The sequence below is a fragment of the Actinacidiphila sp. DG2A-62 genome (assembly GCF_035825295.1).
Taxonomy (GTDB): domain Bacteria; phylum Actinomycetota; class Actinomycetes; order Streptomycetales; family Streptomycetaceae; genus Actinacidiphila.
The window spans coordinates 1,300,610-1,323,648 of sequence record NZ_JAYMGI010000002.1 but is presented as its reverse complement, the minus strand read 5'-3'; the positions used below and the strand labels follow the sequence as shown (position 1 = coordinate 1,323,648).

The 23,039-nt window shown below is 71.3% G+C and carries 18 protein-coding genes; 12 read left to right on the top strand and 6 right to left on the bottom strand.

The features are described 5' to 3' along the window. Window positions 1-2: 2 nt before the first annotated feature. From glpK to VSR01_RS06065, 3 genes are all read right to left on the bottom strand, one after another. A complete protein-coding gene (glpK, locus tag VSR01_RS06075; RefSeq protein WP_326448252.1) occupies window positions 3-1,574 on the bottom strand; it encodes a glycerol kinase GlpK in 1,572 nt (523 codons plus the stop codon). Between the two features lie 66 nt (window positions 1,575-1,640). Continuing rightward, the gene (locus VSR01_RS06070) at window positions 1,641-2,429 is read right to left on the bottom strand and encodes an MIP/aquaporin family protein (RefSeq protein ID WP_326448251.1); all 789 of its coding nucleotides are present in this window, start codon (window positions 2,427-2,429) and stop codon (window positions 1,641-1,643) included. A 206-nt stretch (window positions 2,430-2,635) separates the two neighbouring features. Beyond that, window positions 2,636-3,400, bottom strand: coding sequence for an IclR family transcriptional regulator (locus VSR01_RS06065; RefSeq protein WP_326448250.1), 765 nt, complete (start codon window positions 3,398-3,400; stop codon window positions 2,636-2,638). Window positions 3,401-3,644: 244 nt separating this feature from the next. On the opposite strand from VSR01_RS06065, the gene metH reads away from it, so the two are divergent. The 4 genes from metH (at window position 3,645) to VSR01_RS06045 (ending at window position 11,706) form a co-directional block, all read left to right on the top strand. Further along, window positions 3,645-7,205: a methionine synthase gene (gene metH / locus VSR01_RS06060; protein WP_326448249.1), complete on the top strand. Its 3,561-nt coding sequence runs from the start codon at window positions 3,645-3,647 to the stop codon at window positions 7,203-7,205. Window positions 7,206-7,357: 152 nt separating this feature from the next. After that, window positions 7,358-8,059, top strand: a complete 702-nt coding sequence (locus VSR01_RS06055) for an HAD family hydrolase (RefSeq protein ID WP_326448248.1) — start codon at window positions 7,358-7,360, stop codon at window positions 8,057-8,059. 400 nt (window positions 8,060-8,459) lie between these two features. Beyond that, a complete protein-coding gene (locus VSR01_RS06050; protein WP_326448247.1) occupies window positions 8,460-10,073 on the top strand; it encodes an ABC transporter substrate-binding protein in 1,614 nt (537 codons plus the stop codon). Window positions 10,074-10,101: 28 nt separating this feature from the next. Further along, complete coding sequence (locus VSR01_RS06045) at window positions 10,102-11,706, top strand: ABC transporter substrate-binding protein (protein ID WP_442785404.1); 1,605 nt, start codon at window positions 10,102-10,104, stop codon at window positions 11,704-11,706. Between the two features lie 38 nt (window positions 11,707-11,744). Here the strand turns inward: VSR01_RS06045 and VSR01_RS06040 are convergent, their stop codons facing one another. Together VSR01_RS06040 and VSR01_RS06035 are read right to left on the bottom strand one after the other, a co-directional pair. Further along, entirely contained in the window at window positions 11,745-12,416 is a 672-nt protein-coding gene (locus VSR01_RS06040; RefSeq protein WP_326448245.1) for a response regulator transcription factor, read from the bottom strand. A 24-nt stretch (window positions 12,417-12,440) separates the two neighbouring features. After that, window positions 12,441-13,355 carry a RecB family exonuclease gene (locus VSR01_RS06035; protein WP_326448244.1) on the bottom strand — a complete coding sequence of 305 codons (915 nt, stop codon included), beginning with the start codon at window positions 13,353-13,355 and terminating at the stop codon, window positions 12,441-12,443. A 205-nt stretch (window positions 13,356-13,560) separates the two neighbouring features. Here VSR01_RS06035 and VSR01_RS06030 point away from each other — a divergent pair, with 205 nt between their 5' ends. The 3 genes from VSR01_RS06030 to VSR01_RS06020 all read left to right on the top strand — a co-directional run bounded on the left by VSR01_RS06030 (window position 13,561) and on the right by VSR01_RS06020 (window position 16,796). Beyond that, the gene (locus VSR01_RS06030) at window positions 13,561-14,838 is read left to right on the top strand and encodes a site-2 protease family protein (RefSeq protein ID WP_442785403.1); all 1,278 of its coding nucleotides are present in this window, start codon (window positions 13,561-13,563) and stop codon (window positions 14,836-14,838) included. Between the two features lie 54 nt (window positions 14,839-14,892). Continuing rightward, window positions 14,893-15,816 (top strand): tRNA (adenine-N1)-methyltransferase, encoded by a 924-nt coding sequence (locus tag VSR01_RS06025; RefSeq protein ID WP_326448242.1) that lies wholly within the window; start codon window positions 14,893-14,895, stop codon window positions 15,814-15,816. A 353-nt stretch (window positions 15,817-16,169) separates the two neighbouring features. Continuing rightward, window positions 16,170-16,796, top strand: coding sequence for a hypothetical protein (locus tag VSR01_RS06020; RefSeq protein ID WP_326448241.1), 627 nt, complete (start codon window positions 16,170-16,172; stop codon window positions 16,794-16,796). A 58-nt stretch (window positions 16,797-16,854) separates the two neighbouring features. On the opposite strand, the gene VSR01_RS06015 is transcribed toward VSR01_RS06020, so the two are convergent. After that, complete coding sequence (locus VSR01_RS06015) at window positions 16,855-17,160, bottom strand: ferredoxin (protein WP_326448240.1); 306 nt, start codon at window positions 17,158-17,160, stop codon at window positions 16,855-16,857. Between the two features lie 317 nt (window positions 17,161-17,477). On the opposite strand from VSR01_RS06015, the gene arc reads away from it, so the two are divergent. The 5 genes from arc (at window position 17,478) to prcA (ending at window position 23,012) form a co-directional block, all read left to right on the top strand. Continuing rightward, on the top strand, window positions 17,478-19,244 hold the full coding sequence (arc, locus tag VSR01_RS06010; RefSeq protein WP_326448239.1) for a proteasome ATPase: 1,767 nt from the start codon (window positions 17,478-17,480) through the stop codon (window positions 19,242-19,244). Between the two features lie 93 nt (window positions 19,245-19,337). Then, on the top strand, window positions 19,338-20,849 hold the full coding sequence (gene dop, locus VSR01_RS06005; RefSeq protein WP_326448238.1) for a depupylase/deamidase Dop: 1,512 nt from the start codon (window positions 19,338-19,340) through the stop codon (window positions 20,847-20,849). Window positions 20,850-20,995: 146 nt separating this feature from the next. Further along, window positions 20,996-21,214, top strand: a complete 219-nt coding sequence (locus VSR01_RS06000) for a ubiquitin-like protein Pup (RefSeq protein WP_326448237.1) — start codon at window positions 20,996-20,998, stop codon at window positions 21,212-21,214. A 110-nt stretch (window positions 21,215-21,324) separates the two neighbouring features. Further along, window positions 21,325-22,173 carry a proteasome subunit beta gene (gene prcB / locus VSR01_RS05995; protein ID WP_326448236.1) on the top strand — a complete coding sequence of 283 codons (849 nt, stop codon included), beginning with the start codon at window positions 21,325-21,327 and terminating at the stop codon, window positions 22,171-22,173. Window positions 22,174-22,268: 95 nt separating this feature from the next. Beyond that, window positions 22,269-23,012 carry a proteasome subunit alpha gene (prcA, locus tag VSR01_RS05990; protein WP_326448235.1) on the top strand — a complete coding sequence of 248 codons (744 nt, stop codon included), beginning with the start codon at window positions 22,269-22,271 and terminating at the stop codon, window positions 23,010-23,012. The last annotated feature ends 27 nt before the right edge of the window (window positions 23,013-23,039 follow it).

Genomic DNA, 23,039 nt, shown 5'->3' with positions numbered 1-23,039 from the left:
TCTCAGTGCTCCTCTTCGATCCAGCCCATGGTCGCCTGGACGGCCTTGAGCCAGTTCCGGTACTCGCGGTCGCGCTGGTCCGCGTCCATCCGCGGCGTCCACTCGGCCGCCCGCTTCCAGTTCGCCCGCAGCGCGTCGGTGTCCGGCCAGAAGCCGACCGCGAGGCCGGCCGCGTAGGCCGCGCCGAGGCAGGTGGTCTCGGCGACCATCGGGCGCACCACGGGCGCGTCGAGGAAGTCGGCCAGCGTCTGCATCAGCAGGTTGTTGGAGGTCATGCCGCCGTCGACCTTGAGGGAGGTGAGGTCGACGCCGGAGTCCTTGGTCATCGCGTCGGCGATCTCGCGGGTCTGCCAGGCGGTGGCCTCCAGCACCGCCCGCGCGATGTGCGCCTTGGTGACGTAGCGGGTCAGCCCGGCGATCACGCCGCGAGCGTCGTCCCGCCAGTAGGGGGCGAACAGACCGGAGAAGGCGGGCACGAAGTACGCGCCGCCGTTGTCCGCCACCGAGGAGGCGAGCGTCTCGATCTCGGCCGCGGTGCTGATCAGGCCCATCTGGTCGCGCATCCACTGCACCAGCGAGCCGGTGACCGCGATCGAGCCCTCCAGCGCGTAGACCGGCGCGTCCTCGCCGATCCGGTAGCCGACCGTGGTGATCAGGCCGTTGTAGGAGTTCACCGGGGTCCCGCCGGTGTTCATCAGCATGAAGGTGCCGGTGCCGTAGGTGGACTTGGCCTCGCCCTTGCCGAAGCAGGTCTGGCCGAACAGCGCGGCCTGCTGGTCGCCGAGCGCGGAGGCCACCGGCACGTCGGCCAGCCCGCCGACGCTCGTGGTCCCGTAGACCTCGGAGGAGGAGCGGATCTCGGGCAGCACCGCGGCGGGCACCCCGATGGAGGCGAGGATCTTCTCGTCCCAGTCCAGGGTGTGCAGGTTCATCAGCAGGGTGCGCGAGGCGTTGGTCACGTCGGTGACGTGCACGCCGCCGTCCACTCCGCCGGTGAGGTTCCAGATCACCCAGGAGTCCATGGTGCCGAAGAGGATGTCGCCGGCCTCGGCGCGCTCGCGCAGCCCCTCGACGTTGTCCAGCAGCCAGCGGATCTTGGGGCCGGCGAAGTAGGAGGCGAGCGGCAGGCCGGTCTCGCGGCGGAACCGGTCCTGGCCGACGTTGCGGCCCAGCTCGCGGCAGAGCGCGTCGGTGCGGGTGTCCTGCCAGACCAGCGCGTTGTGCACCGGCTCGCCGGTGTGCCGGTCCCACAGCAGGGTGGTCTCGCGCTGGTTGGTGATGCCGATCGCCTTGACGTCGGCGGGGGTGAAGCCGGGCACGTCCTGGGCGGCCTTGCCGATGGCGCCGGCCACCACCTCCTGGACGTTGGCCCAGATCTCCGCGGCGTCGTGCTCCACCCAGCCGGGCCGGGGGAAGATCTGCTCGTGCTCCTTCTGGTCCACGGCCACGATCCGGCCGTCGCGGTCGAAGACGATGCAGCGGCTGGAGGTGGTGCCCTGGTCGATCGCGGCGATGAACGGGCCGCTGCCGTGCGATCCGTGCGCGGCGGGCTGCTTCGCGGGGGTCTCGGTCACGGTGGTGCTCCTCGGAGGGGTGCGCTGGGGTCGGGTGGCAGGAGTGGGCGGGGCGGCGCGCCGGTCTTACGTGAAGGCCAGCCGGTACAGGCCGCCGGCGATCGCGGCGCCGGCCAGCGGGCCGACCACCGGTATCCACGCGTAGCCCCAGTCCGAGCCGCCCTTGTTCGGCAGCGGCAGCAGGCTGTGCACGATACGCGGGCCCAGGTCGCGGGCCGGGTTGATGGCGTAGCCGGTCGGGCCGCCGAGCGACAGGCCGATGCCGACCACCAGCAGCGCGGTCAGCAGGATGCCCAGGCCGTTGAGGGCCAGGCCCTTGGTCATGCCCTGGGTGAGGATGAACAGCACCAGCACGGCGGTGCCGATGATCTCGGTGAGCAGGTTCTGCACCGGGTTGCGGATCTCCGGGCCGGTGGAGAACACGCCGAGCACCGGGCCGCCGGGCAGCTTCGGGTCGTCGGTGGCCGGCCCGGCGGGGTCGCCCTCCGCCCCCTTGACCACCTCGGGGTCGGTCAGGTGCGCCTGGAACTGGCCCATGTAGGCCACCCACACCAGGAACGCGCCGATGATCGCGCCGGCGAACTGGCCGATCAGATAGAAGGGCACGTCGCCCCACTCGCCGCTCTTGATCGCGACGCCGAGCGTCACCGCGGGGTTGAGCTGGCCGCCCGAGTAGCCGTTGGCGATGTAGGCGCCCGCGAGGACGGCCAGGCCCCAGCCGAAGGAGATCGCCACCCATCCGGCGTCCTTGGCCTTGGACTTCTTCAGGGTGACGGCCGCGCAGACGCCGCCGCCCAGCAGGATCAGCACGGCGGTGCCGAAGAGCTCGCCTACGACGATATGGCCATGGGACACAGCGACTCCTTTGTCTTCGTCCATGAGCGGCGTTCCGGTCCCGTCCGGTGTTCGACATTGTCGACCGCTGTTTGGCAGTCTTGCTCGCCGGATGTCAGCGGGTCAAGAGCTGTGTGACCGACCAGTCAAGGGCCGCCTGGCCGACCGGACGAGGAGGGCGCGCGGACGCGCCCCCGGGCGGGTCCGAACCCGGGGCGCCCCGGACTTCAGAAGCGCCCGGCGCCCAGGTCGCGGGAGACCGCCCGCGCGCAGTCCCGCACCGCCGCCACCAGCCGGGACCTGATGCCGTCCGCGTCGCACACCCGCTCCACCGCGCCGGTGATGCCCACCGCGCCCACCGGCATCCTGCGGCGGTCGTAGACCGGCGCGGCGACCGAGGCGACGCCGTCCCAGGTCTCCTCCAGGTCCGCCGCCCAGCCGCGCGCCCTGGCCAGGTCCAGCACCGCCTCGAAGTCGGCGGCGGCGGTGACCGTGCGCGCGGTCAGCGCCGCCCGCTCGCCCTCGGCCGCCTCGCTGTGCGCCACCGGGTCGAACGCCGCGAGCACCTTGCCCAGCGCGGTGCTGTGCAGCGGCTGCATCGCCCCCACCTCCAGCACCTGCCGGCTGTCGTCCGGCCGGAAGACGTGGTGCACGATCAGCACGCCCTGCTGGTGCAGCACGCCCAGGTACGCCGCCTCGCCGCTGGACCTGGCCAGGTCGTCGGTCCACACCAGGGCGCGGGCCCGCAGTTCGTGCACGTCCAGGTAGCTGTTGCCCAGCCGCAGCAGCTCGGCGCCCAGCTGGTACTTGCCCGAGACCGGGTCCTGCTCGACGAAGCCCTCCTGCTGCAGGGTGCGCAGGATGCCGTGCGCGGTGCCCTTGGCCAGGCCCAGCGAGGAGGCCACGTCGGACAGGCCCAGCCGGCGCTCACCGCCCGCCAGCAGGCGCAGGATTGCCGCGGCGCGTTCGAGCGACTGGATGGGACCGGGCATCGATCGCACTCCCAGGGGTCTGCGGGCACGGCGCGGACCGCCGTGCGTGGTCGACATTGTCGACTCTCATACTCGCAGGGACGATTCTGACACCTTCCGGCACCACCCGTCCGCTCCTCGGAATGGCTTCGAGCCGTCGCGGCCTTGACGGCTACCCTGGCGGGGTGCGTGCTCCGGCGCCGGGCGGACGCCCGGGACCGGGACGCGCATAGCCGACAGCCGTCGCATTCCAGGGAGCAGCCCCATGGCCTCGCCGTACCCGCAGTCGTCCGCCTCCGCCGCCTCCGCCGCACCGGCCGCGGGCGCCACCGCCCCGCCGGCCGCGACCGGCAACGAACGGGCCGCGGCCCTCCGGGAGGCGCTCGCCTCCCGCGTGGTCGTCGCCGACGGCGCGATGGGCACCATGCTCCAGGCGCAGGAGCCGACCCTCGACGACTTCCGGCAGCTCGAAGGCTGCAACGAGATCCTCAACCTCACCCGCCCGGACATCGTCCGCTCGGTGCACGAGGCGTACTTCGCGGTCGGCGTGGACTGCGTGGAGACCAACACCTTCGGCGCCAACCACAGCGCGATGGGCGAGTATGACATCGCCGACCAAGTCTACGACCTGTCCGTGGCCGGCGCCCGCATCGCCCGCGAGGTCGCCGACGGCTTCGCCGCCGACGGCCGGCCGCGCTGGGTGCTCGGCTCGATGGGCCCGGGCACCAAGCTGCCCACCCTCGGCCACACCGAGTACGCGGTGCTGCGCGAGGGCTACCAGGCCAACGCCGCCGGGCTGATCGAGGGCGGCGCCGACGCCCTGGTCGTGGAGACCACCCAGGACCTGCTGCAGACCAAGGCCGCCGTGCTCGGCGCCCGCCGCGCCATGGACGAGGCAGGCGCCGACCTGCCGCTGGTGGTCTCGGTGACCGTGGAGACCACCGGCACCATGCTGCTCGGCTCGGAGATCGGCGCCGCGCTGACCGCCCTGGAGCCGCTCGGCATCGACATGATCGGCCTGAACTGCGCCACCGGCCCCGAGGCGTACAGCGAGCACCTGCGCTACCTGGCCCGGCACGCGCGCATCCCGCTGTCCTGCATGCCCAACGCCGGCCTGCCGATCCTCGCCCGCGACGGCGCCTCGTACCCGCTGACCCCGGTCCAGCTCGCTGACGCCCAGGAGACCTTCGTCCGCGAGTACGGCCTGTCGCTGGTCGGCGGCTGCTGCGGCACCACCCCCGAGCACCTGCGCCACCTGGTGGAGCGGGTACGGGACCTGACGCCGGCCGAGCGCGACCCGCACCCCGAGCCCGGCGCCGCCTCGCTCTACCAGACCGTGCCGTTCCGCCAGGACACCTCGTACCTGGCCATCGGCGAGCGCACCAACGCCAACGGCTCCAAGAAGTTCCGCGAGGCGATGCTGGAGGGCCGCTGGGAGGACTGCGTGGAGCTGGCCCGCGAGCAGATCCGCGAGGGCGCCCACCTGCTGGACCTGTGCGTGGACTACGTCGGCCGGGACGGCGTCGCCGACATGGCCGAGATCGCCGGCCGCCTGGCCACCGCCTCCACGCTGCCGATCGTGCTGGACTCCACCGAGGTCGACGTGCTGCGGGCCGGCCTGGAGAAGCTCGGCGGCCGGGCGGTGCTGAACTCGGTGAACTACGAGGACGGCGCGGGCCCGGACTCCCGCTTCGCGCGCGTCACCCGGCTCGCCGTCGAGCACGGCGCCGCCCTGGTCGCGCTCACCATCGACGAGGAGGGGCAGGCCCGCACCCCGGAGAAGAAGGTCGAGATCGCCGAGCGGCTGATCGCCGACCTCACCGGCAACTGGGGCATCCGCGAGTCCGACATCCTGGTGGACTGTCTGACCTTCACCATCTGCACCGGCCAGGAGGAGTCCCGCAAGGACGGCGTCGCCACCATCGAGGCGATCCGCGAGCTCAAGCGCCGGCACCCCGACGTGCAGACCACGCTGGGCCTGTCGAACATCTCCTTCGGCCTCAACCCCGCGGCCCGCGTGGTGCTCAACTCGGTGTTCCTGGACGAGTGCGTGAAGGCCGGCCTGGACTCCGCGATCGTGCACGCCTCCAAGATCCTGCCGATCGCCCGCATCCCCGAGGAGCAGCGCGAGGCCGCCCTGGACCTGGTGTACGACCGCCGGCGCGAGGGCTACGACCCGCTGCAGCGGCTGATGGAGCTGTTCGAGGGCGTCGACACCAAGTCGGTCAAGGCCGGCCGCGCCGAGGAGCTGCTGGCCCTGCCGCTGGACGAGCGGCTGCAGCGCCGGATCGTCGACGGCGAGAAGAACGGCCTGACCGAGGACCTGGACGCCGCGCTGGCCGAGCGCCCGGCGCTGGACATCGTCAACGAGACGCTGCTGGCCGGCATGAAGACCGTCGGCGAGCTGTTCGGCTCCGGCCAGATGCAGCTGCCGTTCGTGCTGCAGTCCGCCGAGGTGATGAAGTCCGCGGTGGCCTACCTGGAACCGCACATGGAGAAGTCCGACGAGAGCGGCGGCAAGGGCACCATCGTGCTGGCCACCGTCCGCGGCGACGTGCACGACATCGGCAAGAACCTGGTCGACATCATCTTGTCCAACAACGGCTACAACGTCGTCAACCTCGGCATCAAGCAGCCGGTCGCGGCCATCCTGGACGCCGCGCAGGAACACCGCGCCGACGTCATCGGGATGTCCGGCCTGCTGGTGAAGTCCACCGTGGTGATGAAGGAGAACCTGGAGGAGCTGAACCAGCGAGGCCTCGCCGCCGACTACCCGGTGATCCTCGGCGGCGCCGCCCTCACCCGCGCCTACGTCGAGCAGGACCTGCACGAGGTCTACGCCGGCGAGGTCCGCTACGCCCGCGACGCCTTCGAGGGGCTGCGGCTGATGGACGCGCTGATCGGCATCAAGCGCGGCGTGCCCGGCGCGGCGCTGCCCGAGCTGAAAGCCCGCCGGGTGCCGCGGCGACCGCAGCACGAGCCGGAGCCGGAGGACCTCGGCGAGGTCCGCTCCGACGTGGCCACCGACAATCCGGTGCCCGCCCCGCCGTTCTGGGGCAGCCGGGTGGTCAAGGGCATCCAGCTGGCCGACTACGCCTCCTGGCTGGACGAGGGCGCGCTGTTCAAGGGCCAGTGGGGCCTGAAGCAGTCCCGCGCGAGCGGGCCGTCCTACGAGGAGCTGGTGGAGTCCGAGGGACGCCCCCGGCTGCGCGGCCTGCTGACCCGGCTGCAGTCGGAGAACCTGCTGGAGGCCGCGGTGGTCTACGGCTACTTCCCGTGCGTGTCCAAGGGCGACGACCTGATCGTGCTGCACGAGGACGGCACCGAGCGGACCCGCTTCACCTTCCCCCGGCAGCGCCGCGGCCGGCGGCTGTGCCTGGCGGACTTCTTCCGGCCCGAGGAGTCCGGGGAGACCGACGTGGTGGGCTTCCAGGTGGTCACCGTGGGCGGCAGGGTCTCCGAGGCGGCCGGCGAGCTGTTCGCCGCCGACGCCTACCGCGACTACCTGGAGCTGCACGGCCTGTCCGTGCAGCTGGCCGAGGCGCTGGCCGAGTACTGGCACGCCCGGGTCCGCGGCGAGCTGGGCTTCGCCGGCGAGGACCCGGGGGAGATGCAGGACATGTTCGCGGTGAAGTACCGCGGCGCCCGCTTCTCGCTCGGCTACGGCGCCTGCCCGGACCTGGAGGACCGGGCCAAGATCGCCGACCTGCTGGAGCCCGAGCGGATCGGCGTGAAGCTGTCCGAGGAGTTCCAGCTGCACCCCGAACAGTCCACCGACGCGATCGTCATCCACCACCCGGAGGCCACGTACTTCAACGCCCGTTGAGCGGCCCGTCGCCGGCCGTTCCCGCGCCGTCCGGCGCGGCGATGCCCGGCGACGTACACTGGACGGTCCGGCACAGGCCGGTCGCCTCCCCGCAGGTCCGCGGGGCCCGGCGACCGGCCTTCGTGCCCCCCGACGGCCGAGGAGTGGCGCCTATGACCAGCAGCATGCCCGTCGCGGGCGTCCGCACGGCCGGCCGGCGCGGGCCCGCCGCCGTCCTGCTGGACCTCGACGGCACCCTGGTGGACACCGAGGGTCTGTGGTGGACCGCCGAGAGCGAGGTCTTCGCGGAGCTGGGGCACGTGTTGGACGACGCGCACCGCTCGGTGGTGGTCGGCGGCCCGATGTCCCGCAGCGTGGGGCACCTGATCGAGGTCACCGGCACCACCGCGGCCCTGCCGGAGCTGACCGTGGCCATCAACGCCCGCTTCGAGCGCCTGGTCGAGCGCGGCGCCCCGCTGATGCCCGGCGCCGCCCGGCTGCTCGCCGAGCTGACCGCGCACTCCGTGCCCACCGCGCTGGTCTCCGCGTCCTACCGGACCACCATCGACGCCATGCTGCGCTCGCTGGGCCGCGAGCACTTCTCCTTCACCCTGTCCGGCGACGAGGTGACCCGCACCAAGCCGCACCCCGAGCCGTACCTGACCGCCGCGGCCCGCCTGGGCGCCGCCCCCGCGGACTGCGTGGTGGTCGAGGACACCCCGACCGGCGTGGCCTCCGCTCGGGCGGCCGGCTGCCAGGTGGTCGCGGTGCCCTCGGTCGCGCCCATCGAGCCCGCGCCGGGTGTGACCGTCCTGCGCTCGCTGGAGGAGCTGACCGTACCGCTGCTGCACTCCTTCCTGCGCGCCGCGTCCTGAGCCCGCGTCCGCGTCACCGGCCCGCGGTGGCCGTCGCTCCGAGCGCTGCGAACACGCCACCGCACGCAGCGTGACCGGTTGGGCCCCGCGGGCGGGTGTGACCCGAACGTTGTCGACCCGTTGGTGCTGATCACCGGCAACCTCGGTATCGTCGCCCGAGCGTGCGTGCGGAGTGTGCTGGAATACCTGCGGTGACCCCGTGCGACGATTCCTCCGCGCCCACCTTCACCGGCCTGCCCGGGTCGGCCGCTTTCGGCCGCAACCCCGCAAGCGGCCCGGGAGTTGGGCCGGCGCCCGCACGCGACACGGGACGACCCGCACCACCGGGCACGACGAGCACGACAGCGCGATGCCGAAGGCGTCATCGGCACCTGTGCGAGGCAAGAGGAGAACGACGACGATGAACCGCAGGCTTCTGGTGCTGCCCGCCCTCCTGGGCGTCATGACACCCCTGATCAGTGGGTGCGGCAGCTCCGGCGGAGGGAGCGGCGACAGTGGCAAACCCATCGTCGTCGGCACCACCGACAGCATCCAGCTCACCAAGGACAACCCCGCCCCGCTGGACCCCGCCACCTCCTACGACAGCGCCACCTGGAACGTCTTCTACAACACCTTCCAGATGCTGCTGACCTACCCGCGCGGCAGCACCACGCCGACGCCGGACGCGGCGAGCGACTGCCACTACACCGACACCTCGGGCCTGACCTACCAGTGCACGCTGCGCGACGGCCTGAAGTTCTCCAACGGCGACGCGATGACCTCGCAGGACGTGAAGTTCTCGGTCGACCGCATGCAGAAGATCAACTGGCAGACCGGTCCCGCCTCGCTGATATCCGGCGTGAAGTCGGTCAACACCCCCGACGACAAGACCGTGGTCTTCCAGCTGAAGGCCCCCGACGCCACCTTCCCGGCCAAGCTCGCCACCCCGGCCGCCGCGATCCTGGACAGCAAGGTCTACGACGCGGCCAAGCCGTACGACGGCTTCAAGCTGGTCGGCTCCGGCCCGTACACGCTCGGCTCGGTCACCGAGGACGGCGAGCACGACCTGCGGTCCGCCGAGTTCACCAGGAACGGCAACTACAAGGGCCTGCTCAAGCTCAACAACAGCAAGGTCGAACTGAAGATGTTCACGGACTCCGGGAAGATGGAGTCCGCGCTCAAGGACGGCGGCATCGACGTCATGTCGCGCACCCTGGCGCCGAACCAGATCCAGGAACTGCAGTCCAGCGGCGACCAGAACCTCAAGCTCACCGAGTCGCCCGGCGGCGAGGCGCGCTACCTGTTCCTCAACACCGCCTCGGGCGACCTGCGGAGCAAGGCGGTCCGGCAGGCGATCGCCGAGGTCATCGACCGCCAGGCGATCACCCGCGACGTCTACGACCGCACCGCGGACCCGCTGTACTCGGTGGTCCCGCAGGGCATCACCGGGCACATCAACTCCTTCTTCTCCGCCTACCCCACCCCCAGCGTGTCCGCGGCCCGGCAGAAGCTGCACGCCGCCGGCATCACCGGCAAGGTCGCGCTGACCATCAACTACCGCCGCGACAACGGCGGTACGAAGAACCAGGCGGAGGCGGAGAAGATCGCCGACCAGCTCAACAAGTCCGGGCTGTTCGACGTCACCGCACAGAGCGAGGAGTGGAGCGCCTTCCTGAAGGCCGCCTCTCAGCGCAAGTACCAGATTTTCGCGATCAGTTGGCTGCCGGACTTCCCGGACCCCGACAACTACGTCGCACCGTTCTTCGACAAGGACAACTTCCTGAATCTGCCGTACCAGAGCGCGCGGATTCAGAACCAGATCCTGCCGGAGACGCGCCGCATGGCGCAGCGCAGCACCGCCAGCTCGGACTTCGGCCAGGCGCAGCAGATCGTCGCGGACGACGTGCCGATGCTGCCGCTGTGGCAGGGCAAGCAGTACATCGCCTCGCGCAGCGACATCACCGGCGTCGAATGGGCACTCAACTCCTCCACCACCACGCAGTTCTGGGAGCTCGGCCGTGGTGTGACGGGGTGATCAGCACGGACAAGGGAGAACGTCGAGGATGAACCGTAAGCTGCTCGTTGCGCCGGCCTTGATAGGCATGGCAACCCTGTCGCTCGCCGGGTGTGGTTCCGGCGGCGGCAGCGGGGACGGCGGCAGAGCCATCGTGGTCGGTACGACGGACACGTTCCAGATGTCGAAGGACAACCCGGCGCCGTTCGACCCGGCGACCGGGTACGACATCGGCAGCTGGAACATCTTCAACAACACGTACCAGATGCTGCTGCGCCTGCCCCGTAGCGGCACCGAGCCGCAGCCCGAGGCCGCCAAGGAGTGCCACTTCACGGACAGCCAGGGCGAGCAGTACCGCTGCACGCTGCGCAGCGGCCTCACGTTCTCCAACGGTGACAAGATCACCTCCGAGGACGTCAAGTTCTCCATCGACCGGATGATCAAGATCAACGATCCCAACGGTCCGGCGAGCCTGCTGAGCAACGTCGACAAGGTGGAGACCCCGGACCCGTCGACCGTGGTCTTCCACCTGACCGGCCCCGACTCGACCTTCCCGTTCAAGCTCTCCACCCCGGCCGCCGCGATCGTGGACGGCCAGGCGTACGAGGCGACGAAGATCCACCCGGGATACAGCGTGATCGGCTCGGGGCCCTACGAGCTGAAGTCCTTCTCGGCGGGCAAGAGCGCGGTCTTCGTGAAGAACCCGCACTACAAGGGCACGATCAAGCTGAACAACAGCAAGATCGAGCTGCGCTTCTTCACCACGGCCAAGGCCATGCAGACCGCCCTCACCAAGGGCGACATCGACGTGATGAGCCGGACCATGACGCCCGAGCAGGTCTCCGACCTGTCCGACGGCAGCAACTCGCAGATCAAGCTCACCGAGGCGCCCGGCACCGAGATCCGGTACCTGGTCTTCAACACCGCCGACCCCACGGTCAAGCAGCTCGCCGTGCGCAAGGCGGTGGCCAACCTGGTCGACCGGCAGAGCCTGACCAAGGACGTCTACCAGCACACCACGACGCCGCTGTACTCGATGGTCCCGCAGAGCATCACCGGCCACACCAACTCGTTCTTCGACGCCTACGGCGACGAGCCGAACCTGGCCAGGGCCCGCCAGTACCTGGACAGCGCGAACATCGACACCCCGGTGCCGCTCACGCTGTCGTACACCACCAACCACTACGGCGAGGCCACCAAAGCGGAGTTCGAGCTGCTGAAGAACCAGCTGGAGTCCGGCGGGCTGTTCAAGGTGACGCTCCAGGGCGTCTCGGACTGGGACGCCTACAAGGCGGCCTACCGGGCGCACAAGTACCAGGTGTTCGGCATGGGCTGGTTCCCCGACTTCCCGGACCCGGACAACTACCTGGCGCCGTTCCTGGGCAAGGACGACTTCCTCAACCTGGCCTACGTCAACACCCGCATCCGGGACCAGATCATCCCCAGCACCCGGCAGAAGACCCAGCGCAGCAGCGCCGTGCAGGACTTCGAGCAGGCGCAGAAGCTGATCGCCGACGACGTGCCGCTGCTGCCGCTGTGGCAGGGCAAGCAGTACATCGCCGCGCGCAGCGACATCACCGGCACCGAGTGGGCGCTCAACGCCTCCTCGACCACCCAGTTCTGGGAGCTGGGCCGCGGCGTCTCGGCGGAGTAGCACGCGGAACCCCGGCGGCACCGCCCCGGCGCTAAGCCTCAGCCCGCGCCGGGGCGCACCAGCCCGCTCTCGTAGGCGTACACCGCGGCCTGCACCCGGTCGCGCAGCGCCAGCTTCGTCAGCACGTGGCCGACGTGGGTCTTCACGGTGGTCTCGCTGACGAACAGCTCCGCGGCGATCTCCGCGTTGGACAGGCCGCGGGCGACCAGCTTGAGCACCTCGACCTCGCGCTCGGTCAGCGAGTGCAGCGGCTGCGGCACCGCCTCCTCGCCGGACGGCAGCCGGCCCGCGTACTTGTCCAGCAGCCGCCGGGTGATGCTCGGCGCGAGCATCGCCTCGCCGGCGGCCACCACCCGGATCGCCTGCACCAGCTCCGCGGCCGGCGCGTCCTTCAGCAGGAAGCCGCTGGCGCCCGCGCGCAGCGCCTCCACCACGTACTCGTCCAGGTCGAAGGTGGTCAGCACCAGCACCTTCGCCGGGCCGGCCCGGTCGGGGCCGGTGATCTGCCGGGTGGCCTCGACGCCGTCCATCCGCGGCATCCGGATGTCCATCAGCACCACGTCGGGCTGGAGCGCCCGGACCTGGTCCAGCGCCTGCTGGCCGTCCCCGGCCTCACCGACCACGGCGAGGTCGGGCTCGGCCTCCAGGATCATCCGGAAGCCGGTGCGCAGCAGCGGCTGGTCGTCCACGAGCAGGACGCGAATAGCCACGGGTTCTCCTTTGCACGACACGCCCTAGACCGGACCATTCTCGCCGACGGCCGGCGGCGCCCCGGAGATTTCCACCAGGGGGTAGGGCGGGGGAGTCCCGCCGAATTCGGGGCAGACCGCCTGATGGTCGCACCAGCCGCACAGCGGCGAGCGGCGCGGCCGCCAGTCGCCGCTGCGGGTCGCCTCGGTGATCGCCTCCCACAGCGCCAGCAGCTTGCGCTCGACGGCCCGCAGATCCGCCTCGGACGGGTCGTAGGTCATCACGTCCCCGCTGCCCAGGTAGACCAGCTGGAGCCGGCGCGGGACCACCCCGCGCAGCCGCCACAGCACCAGCGCGTAGAACTTCATCTGGAACAGCGGTTCGTCGGCGTACTCCGGGCGCGGGGCCTTGCCGGTCTTGTAGTCCACCACCCGCAGGTCGCCGCTGGCCGGCGCGACGTCCAGCCGGTCGACGTACCCGCGCAGCGTCAGCCCCGACTCCAGCACGGTCTCCACGAACAGTTCGCGTTCGGCCGGCTCCAGCCGGGTGGGGTCCTCCAGCGTGAACCAGCGGTCCACCAGCCGCTCGGCGCTGCGCAGCCACTCCTCCAGCGCCGCCGGGTCGGCCGCGCCCTCGGCCGCGGTGAACAGCCCGCGCAGCTCCGGGCGGGCGGCCAGCAGCCGCTCCCACTCGCCGGCCACCATCGAACGGGCCAGGTCCGCGGTGCGGTCGGCGGCCGGCGCGTCGAACAGCCGCTCCAGCACGGCGTGCACCACCGTGCCGCGGGTCGCCGCGGCGCTCGGCTTCTCCGGCAGCCGGTCGATCACCCGCAGCCGGTACAGCAGCGGGCACCGCATGAAGTCCGCGGCGCGCGACGGCGACAGCGACGACGGCGGCCGCGGCGGCGCGGGCCGCGCGGGCGCGGCGTCCGGCGACGGACTCTGGGCGGGGATCTCCATGGCACACGACCCTATTGCCTGCCACCGACAGCGCGCCGACACGACCGCCGCGCGGCCCCCGCGCCCCGGTCGCGCCCCGGGCCCCGCCGTGGCCGCACCCCCGGCCGCGCGGCCCCGCGCCGCGACCTCGCGGGGGAGAAGCGCACCGCGGCCCCCACCCGCGAGCGGCAGCGCAATAGCATGGTCGCGGGACCCCTCGTGCCGCATGATCGGTACGAGGGTCTGTTTCGAACGAGGGGAACCAGTGAGCGAGAGCGGGAAGCCGCCGTCGGACAACACCCGCGATCCGGGGCAGGAGGGCGACGGCGACTCCGGCAAACAGCCGCGGGAGCCGGGCGGCGGCATCCTGATGGGCCGGTTCTTCGGCGTCCCCATCTACGTCGCGCCCAGCTGGTTCCTGGTCGCCGCGCTGATCACCTGGGTCTTCGGCGGCCAGCTCGACACCGTGCTGCCCGAGCTCGGCCGGGCCCGCTACCTGGTCTCGCTGTTCTTCGCGGTCGCCTTCTACGCCTCGGTGCTAGTGCACGAGCTGGCCCACACAGTGGCCGCGCTGCGCTTCAAGCTGCCGGTGCGCCGCATCCAGCTGCAGTTCTTCGGCGGCGTCTCGGAGATCGAGAAGGACTCCGACACCCCCGGCCGGGAGTTCGTGCTCGCCTTCGTCGGACCGCTGCTCTCCCTGGTGCTGGCCGGCGCCTTCTTCGGCGGCATGCGCCTGGTCGACCGCGACACCGTGCCCGGGGTGCTGCTGGCCGGGCTGATGGTCAGCAACTTGATCGTTGCGATCTTCAACTTCCTGCCCGGGCTGCCGCTGGACGGCGGCCGGATGCTGCGCGCGGTGGTGTGGAAGGTCAGCGGCAGCGCCATGACCGGCACCGTCGCCGCCGCCTGGGTCGGCCGGGCGCTGGCCCTCGCCGTGCTGATCGGACTGCCCACGCTGTCCTACCGCGGCGGGCTGGACGGCGGCGACAACGTCTCCAGCGCCGACTCCCTCACCGACGCGCTGCTGGCCGCGATCCTCGCCGCGATCATCTGGACCGGCGCGGGCAACAGCCTGCGGATGGCCCGGCTGCGCGAGCGGCTGCCCGGCCTGCGCGCCCGCACCCTGACCCGGCGGGCCGTCCCGGTGAACTCCGACACCCCGCTGTCCGAGGCGCTGCGCCGGGCCAACGAGGCCGGCGCCCGCGCCCTGGTCGTCGTCGACGGCCGCGGTGCCCCCACCGCGCTGGTCCGCGAGTCCGCGATCGTCGGCGTCCCCGAGCACCGCCGCCCCTGGGTCGCGGTCAGCGGCCTCGCCCAGGACCTCACCCCCGGCATGCGCGTCTCCGCGGAGCTGGCCGGCGAGGACCTCCTCGACGCCCTGCGCGCCGAGCCCTCCACCGAGTACCTGGTGGTGGAGGACACCGGCGAGATCTACGGCGTGCTGTCCACCGCCGACGTCGAACGCGCCTTCCTCGCCGCCATGTCCAGGGACACCGCGCCGTAACCGGCCCGCCCGCCGCCGGAAGGACGGCCGCCGGTGAGCCGGTAAGGTGAGCGCATGTCCGAACCGACCGGTGCCGCCCGCCGTCGCGGGCCCTTCAGAGTCGGGGACCAGGTCCAGCTCACCGACCCCAAGGGACGCCACTACACCTTCACGCTCGAAGCAGGGAAGCAGTTCCACACCCACAAGGGCGCCTTCCCGCACGACGAGCTGATCGGCGCCCCCGAGGGCAGTGTCGTCAGAACCACGGGAAACGTCGCCTACCTCGCGCTGCGCCCGCTGCTCCCCGACTACGTCCTGTCCATGCCCCGCGGCGCCGCCGTGGTCTACCCCAAGGACGCCGGGCAGATCCTGGCGATGGCCGACATCTTCCCCGGCGCCCGCGTCGTGGAGGCCGGCGTCGGCTCGGGGTCGCTCAGCAGCTTCCTGCTGCGGGCGATCGGCGACCAGGGCATGCTGCACAGCTACGAGCGCCGGGCGGACTTCGCGGAGATCGCCACCCAGAACGTCGAGCGCTACTTCGGCGGGCCGCACCCGGCCTGGCAGCTCACCGTCGGCGACCTCCAGGACAACCTGTCCGACACCGAGGTCGACCGCGTCATCCTGGACATGCTCGCCCCCTGGGAGTGCCTGGAGGCGGTCGCCAAGGCGCTGGTGCCCGGCGGCATCCTGTGCGCCTACGTCGCCACCACCACCCAGCTCGCCCGCACCGTCGAGGCGATCCGCGAGCACGGCAACTTCAACGAGCCGGCCGCCTGGGAGACCATGGTGCGCACCTGGCACGTCGAGGGCCTCGCGGTCCGGCCCGACCACCGGATGATCGGCCACACCGGCTTCCTGCTCACCGCCCGGCGGCTGGCCGACGGCGTCGAGCCGCCGCTGCGCCGCCGCCGTCCCGCCCCGGGCGCCTACGGCGAGGACTACACCGGTCCGGGCAGCGGCAGCGGCGGGGGCAGCAGGAGCGGCGCCGCCGAGGCGTGAGGCGGGGGACAGGAGCGGGGCGAGCGGCGGGCGCGGCCCACGTGAGGTGAGCGGCGGCGGGGGCGCCGGTGACGTGACGTACGGTTTCGGCCAACTTTCGCCGGTTCGTGTCGGGCGCGGCGCCGCTTCCGGAGCGCCTTCGGACCGCGTTCCGACCGTCTTCGGACCGTCTTCGGACCGCATTCGGGCGGCTGCCGACGCGCCGCGGGACCGGCGCCGGCCCGCCGCGGGAACGCTGCCGGACCGGTGCCGGACCGCCGCGGCGGCTGTCCTGGACCCCGCCGTTCCCGCCCGGTGTGAGATATGGCACGATGCTGGCCACCCCCCGGTGAACGACCCCAGGAGACAGGCGCGTGCAGCCGTCCGCAGGCCCCGCCCTTCCGCACACCCGCACCCGAGCCGTGCACTGGCTCACCACCGCCGTCGCGCTCGGCGCCGTGGTCGGCGCCGTCGCCCTGGTGCAGCCCGCCGACGCCTCGCCCACCGCGTCCCGGCCGGCGGCCGGCCAGAGCACCCACGGCGGCCGGGCCGCGCAGGGCGGGACCGGAGCCGGACGCGCGGCCCCCGCCCCCGCCGCCGCGCCCGACCCGAACGCCGTGACCTACCCGCTGGACTGCGCCCCCGGCGTGTCCGTGGCGGTGCTCTCGCACGTCTCCGCCGACCTCGACGGGGACGGCCGCCCGGACACCGTCGTGGTGGTCCGCTGCCAGGCCGACACCGGCACCCCGCCCAGCGGCGTCTACGTGCTGTCGGCCGCCGCGGGGGGCGCCCCGCGGATCGTGGAGACCCTGGTCAGGCCGCAGGACGACCGGGAGATCGCGAACTTCCGGCTGCAGGGCCGTACCGTGCGGGCGACCGTCCTGGGCTTCTCCGGCGACACCGTGCCGCGCTGCTGCCCCGACCTCCAGCGGGCGTACACCTGGGAGTGGCGCGACGGCCGCTACGTGGCGATCCCCGGCCCGCCGCCGAACAGCGTCTGAGCCGCCTCCCGGCCGGCGCCGCGCCCGCCCGCCACGGCCGCCCGCCGCGGCCTGCGGCTCACTCCGCGTCGGGGCCGTAGACCTCGACGCGGTCGGCGGCCCTGCGCACGTGGATGCACTCGCCGGGGCACTCCTTGGCGGAGTCCACCACGTCCTGGAGCAGCGGCAGCGGCACCGGCGTCGTCGCGCCGGGGGACTGCAGCAGTTCGCCCTCGCCGCCGTCGGGCGCCGGCGCCTTCACGTACGCCAGACCGTCGATGTCCAGTTCGAAGACCTCGGGCGCGTACTGCACACAGATGCCGTCACCCGTGCACAGGTCCTGGTCGATCCAGACCTCCAGCGCCTCGGCTGTGTCCTCGCTCACGGAACCCCTCGCCTGCCGTTCCTCGTTCAGGATGTGACCGGGCAACCGCCGACGGACCCCTGGGGAGCCCCGCGGGAGCCCCCGCAGCGCCTCCCGGAAGTCCCGGGAAGCAACGGCCCGCCGCGGTGGTTGACCGAAACGACGATACAACCGGCGGCTTTCGGATGGAGATCGGCGGGTATCTCAGTGGCGGAGGGACGTGCGCAAGGGTGAAGATCGGACACACCGCGATCGTCTTTGTGATCTAGGGGTTTCAACCCCACCTGGCCCAGGTAGGGTCTGGAAACGTCCAGCTCCCCTTGGAGGAGGTGAGGACCGTGGCGGCCCACGACGACGACATCAACCGTGGCGGCCGACCCGCTCGTGGATCGGAAGATCCCATGAGCCAGGTCGCCTTTCTTGAGCAGGAGATCGCCGTCCTGCGACGCAAGCTCGCCGACTCTCCGCGGCACACGAGGATTCTCGAAGAGCGGATCGTCGAGCTGCAGACCAATCTGGCAGGAGTGTCCGCGCAGAACGAACGGCTCGCGAACACCCTGCGGGAGGCCCGCGACCAGATCGTGGCCCTCAAGGAGGAGGTCGACCGGCTCGCGCAGCCCCCTGCCGGCTTCGGCGTGTTCCTCCAGGCGAACGACGACGGCACGGCGGACATCTTCACCGGAGGGCGCAAGCTCCGGGTGAACGTCAGCCCGTCGGTGGAGCTCGACGAGCTCCGGCGCGGCCAGGAACTGATGCTCAACGAGGCGCTCAACGTGGTGCAGGCCATGGAGTTCGAGCGCGTCGGCGACATCGTCACCCTCAAGGAGGTCCTGGAGGACGGCGAGCGCGCGCTGGTCATCGGCCACACCGACGAGGAGCGCGTGGTGCGCCTCGCCGACACGCTGGCGGACGCCCCGCTGCGGGCCGGCGACGCCCTGCTCCTGGAGCCCCGCTCGGGCTACGTCTACGAGCGGGTGCCCAAGAGCGAGGTCGAGGAACTGGTCCTCGAGGAGGTCCCGGACATCGACTACCGCCAGATCGGCGGTCTCGGCAACCAGATCGAGCAGATCCGCGACGCGGTGGAGCTGCCCTACCTGCACGCCGACCTGTTCAAGGAGTACGAACTGCGCCCGCCCAAGGGCGTGCTGCTCTACGGCCCGCCCGGCTGCGGCAAGACGCTGATCGCCAAGGCGGTGGCCAACTCGCTGGCCAAGAAGGTCGCCGAGGTGACCGGACAGCCGCAGGGCAAGAGCTACTTCCTGAACATCAAGGGCCCGGAGCTGCTGAACAAGTACGTCGGCGAGACCGAGCGGCAGATCCGCCTGGTCTTCCAGCGCGCCCGGGAGAAGGCGTCCGAGGGCACCCCGGTCATCGTCTTCTTCGACGAGATGGAGTCGCTCTTCCGGACCCGTGGCTCCGGCGTCAGCTCGGACGTGGAGAACACCATCGTCCCCCAGCTGCTCGCCGAGATCGACGGCGTGGAGGGCCTGGAGAACGTCATCGTGATCGGCGCGTCCAACCGCGAGGACATGATCGACCCGGCGATCCTGCGGCCCGGCCGGCTGGACGTCAAGATCAAGATCGAGCGTCCGGACGCCGAGGCGGCCAAGGACATCTTCTCCAAGTACCTGCTCGACTCGCTCCCGCTGCACAGCGAGGACCTCGCCGAGCACGGCGGCTCGCCGGCCGCGACCGTGGACGCCATGATCCAGTCCGTGGTCGAGCGGATGTACTCCGAGTCCGAGGAGAACCGCTTCCTGGAGGTCACCTACGCCAATGGTGACAAGGAGGTCCTGTACTTCAAGGACTTCAACTCCGGCGCCATGATCCAGAACATCGTGGACCGGGCCAAGAAGATGGCGATCAAGGCGTATCTGGACCACAACCAGCGCGGCATGCGCGTCTCCCACCTGCTCGCGGCCTGTGTCGACGAGTTCAAGGAGAACGAGGACCTGCCCAATACCACCAACCCCGACGACTGGGCGCGGATCTCCGGCAAGAAGGGCGAGCGGATCGTGTTCATCCGCACCCTGGTGACCGGAAAGCAGGGGGCGGACACCGGACGCTCCATCGACACCGTGGCGAACACCGGACAGTATCTGTAGGCACTACCCTCCGGCTGCGGGTCCCCACAGCGGGTACCCGCGGCCGGTGTGTTTTCCGGTCTGGACCGGCCGGAGCCGGGCAAGGAGGGCCGCATGACCGTACGGCGAGTAATGGGCATCGAGACGGAGTACGGGATCTCCGTCCCGGGGCACCCCAACGCCAATGCCATGCTCACCTCGTCCCAGATCGTCAACGCCTACGCGGCGGCGATGCACCGGGCGCGGCGGGCCCGCTGGGACTTCGAGGAGGAGAACCCGCTGCGCGACGCCCGGGGCTTCGACCTGGCCCGGGAGGCCGCCGACTCCACCCAGCTGACCGACGAGGACATCGGCCTGGCCAATGTGATCCTCACCAACGGCGCCAGGCTCTACGTGGACCACGCCCATCCGGAGTACTCCTCGCCCGAGGTGACCAACCCGCGCGACGCGGTGCTGTGGGACAAGGCCGGCGAGCGGATCATGGCCGAGGCGGCGCTGCGGGCCGACCAGATCCCCGGCGCCCAGCCGATCCACCTGTACAAGAACAACACCGACAACAAGGGCGCCTCCTACGGCACCCATGAGAACTACCTGATGAAGCGGGAGACCGCCTTCTCCGACATCGTGCGGCACCTGACGCCGTTCTTCGTCTCCCGCCAGGTGGTCACCGGCGCGGGCCGGGTCGGCATCGGCCAGGACGGCCACGAGGACGGCTTCCAGCTCAGCCAGCGCGCCGACTACTTCGAGGTCGAGGTCGGCCTGGAGACCACCCTCAAACGGCCCATCATCAACACCCGGGACGAGCCGCACTCCGACGCCGAGAAGTACCGCAGGCTGCACGTCATCATCGGCGACGCCAACCTGTCCGAGATCTCCACCTACCTCAAGCTCGGCACCACCGCACTGGTGCTGTCCATGATCGAGGACGGCTTCATCAAGGTCGACCTCGCGGTGGACCAGCCGGTCCGCACCCTGCACGAGGTCTCGCACGACCCCGGCTTGCGACAGCTCGTCACGCTCCGCAACGGCCGCACGCTGACCGCGGTGCAGCTCCAGATGGAGTACTACGAGCTGGCCCGCAAGTACACCGAGGAGCGCTACGGCTCCGACGCGGACGAGCAGACCAAGGACGTGCTGGCCCGCTGGGAGGACGTGCTCAACCGGCTGGAGAACGACCCGATGAGCCTGTCGGGCGAGCTGGACTGGGTGGCGAAGCTGGAGGTGCTGGAGGGCTACCGGCGCCGTGACGGCCTCGGCTGGGACGCCGCCCGGCTGCACCTGGTCGACCTGCAGTACGCCGACGTGCGGCCCGACAAGGGCCTGTACAACCGTCTGGCGGCCCGCGGGCGCATTCAGCGGGTCCTGGAGGAGCCGGAGGTGCTCAGGGCCGTGGACAAGCCCCCGGAGGACACCAGGGCCTACTTCCGCGGCCGCTGCCTGGAGCAGTACGCCGACGACGTGGCCGCCGCCTCCTGGGACTCGGTGATCTTCGACCTGCCCGGCCGTGACTCCCTGCAACGGGTGCCCACCCTGGAGCCACTGCGCGGCACCCGCAACCACGTGAAGGAGCTGCTGGACCGCTGCCGCACCGCCGAGGAACTGGTGCGCATCCTGTCCGGGGGCTGATCTTCGCGGGCCCGGACGGGGCTGAAGCGGCCCGGAACCGGGAATCAACCGGGTAGCACTCGGACGTTGAGTATTCGAGGGCCTGAGTCGGACCCTCCTTGTAGGGTCTGATCTTGTAGGTCACGCAACCGAGCGGGGTGAGGGACATGGCCACCAGGGACAGTGACGGCGGACAGCAGCGGGCAACGCGTTCCACCGAGGAGGTCGAGGAGGTCCAGCAGGACGCTCAGGCCGCGGAGGACCTCAAGGAGCGCCAGGAGAAGCTTTCGGACGACGTGGACTCCGTCCTGGACGAGATCGACGACGTCCTGGAGGAGAACGCGGAGGACTTCGTTCGGTCCTTCGTCCAGAAGGGCGGCGAGTAGCCGCTCACCCTTCCGTCCGCCCCGCAACCCCACCGGTGCGCGGGGCGGATGGATTTCCGGGCCGCGGGTAGGGTCCGTACCGTCTGCCAAGATCGTGTGGAAGGAATCGCGTGGAAGCCAACACTCGCAGCACCACCGGGCGTCTGCCGGCGGCCTTCCTGACGCCGGGCTCGTCGTCGTTCCTGGACTTCCTGGGCGAGCACTCGCCCGAGCTGCTGCCGGGGAACCGCGCGCTGCCGCCGCTGAAGGGAGCCGTCGAACTCCCGCACGGCACCACGATCGTGGCCGCGGTCTACGACGAGGGCGTGATCATCGCCGGCGACCGCCGCGCCACCATGGGCAACGTGATCGCGCAGCGCGACATCGAGAAGGTGTTCCCCGCCGACGAGTTCTCCGCCGTCGGCATCGCCGGCACCGCGGGCCTCGCCGTGGAGATGGTGAAGCTGTTCCAGCTGGAGCTGGAGCACTACGAGAAGATCGAGGGCGCCACGCTCTCCCTGGAGGGCAAGGCCAACCGCCTGTCCACCATGATCCGCGGCAATCTCGGCATGGCCCTGCAGGGCCTGGCCGTGGTGCCGCTGTTCGCCGGGTACGACACCGAGCGCGGCAAGGGCCGGATCTTCTCCTACGACGTCACCGGCGGCCGCAGCGAGGACCTGAACTTCTCGGCCACCGGCTCCGGCTCCGTCTTCGCCCGCGGCGCGCTGAAGAAGCTCTACCGCAAGGACGCCGGCGAGCGGCAGACCGTCACCGCGGTCGTCCAGGCGCTCTACGACGCGGCGGACGACGACTCGGCCACCGGCGGCCCCGACCTCACCCGCAGGATCTACCCCATCGTCGCCGCCATCAGCGAGGACGGCTTCCGCCGGCTGCCCGAGGAGGAGATCGCCCAGATCGCCCGCTCGGTGCTCGACGGGCGGCTGGAGAACCCCGACGGACCACAGGCCGAGGTGCTGTGACGGCCGGTCCTCCGGAGCACGTCCGCAGCCCCGCCCACCGGCCCTCCCGGCCGGTGGGGTCCCCAGCGCCGACAGCAGAAAGGCACGGTTAGCCGGTGTCCACGCCGTTCTACGTCTCACCTCAGCAGGCCATGGCCGACCGCGCCGAGTACGCCCGCAAGGGCATCGCGCGCGGCCGCAGCGTCGTCGTGCTCCAGTACGCCGACGGCATCGTCTTCGTCGCCGAGAACCCCTCCCGCGCCCTGCACAAGGTCAGCGAGATCTACGACCGGATCGCCTTCGCGGCGGTCGGCAAGTACAACGAGTTCGAGAACCTGCGCATCGGCGGCGTCCGCTACGCCGACCTGCGCGGCTACACCTACGACCGCGACGACGTGACCGCGCGCGGCCTGGCCAACGTGTATGCGCAGACCCTCGGCACCATCTTCTCCAGCGTCGGCGAGAAGCCGTACGAGGTCGAGCTGATCGTCGCGGAGGTGGGCGCGGCCCCCGAGGACGACCAGATCTACCGGCTGCCGCACGACGGGTCCATCGTGGACGAGCACGGCGCGGTCGCGGTCGGCGGCAACTCCGACCAGATCGGCAGCTTCCTGGACCAGCGGCACCGGGACGGGCTCACGCTCGCGGAGGCGCTGTCCCTGGCGGTCGAGTCGCTCAGCCGGGACAACAACGGCGGCGACCGGCGGCTGACCGCGGAGCAGCTGGAGGTCGCGGTGCTGGACCGCACCCGGCCGCAGCAGCGGAAGTTCAAGCGCATCCTGGGGCGCCAGCTGTCCCGTCTGCTGGAGACGGAGTCGGCCGCGACGACGGCGACGGACGACCCCACCGACGAGGAGTAGCCTCCAGCCCGGTTCGCCTGACACCGC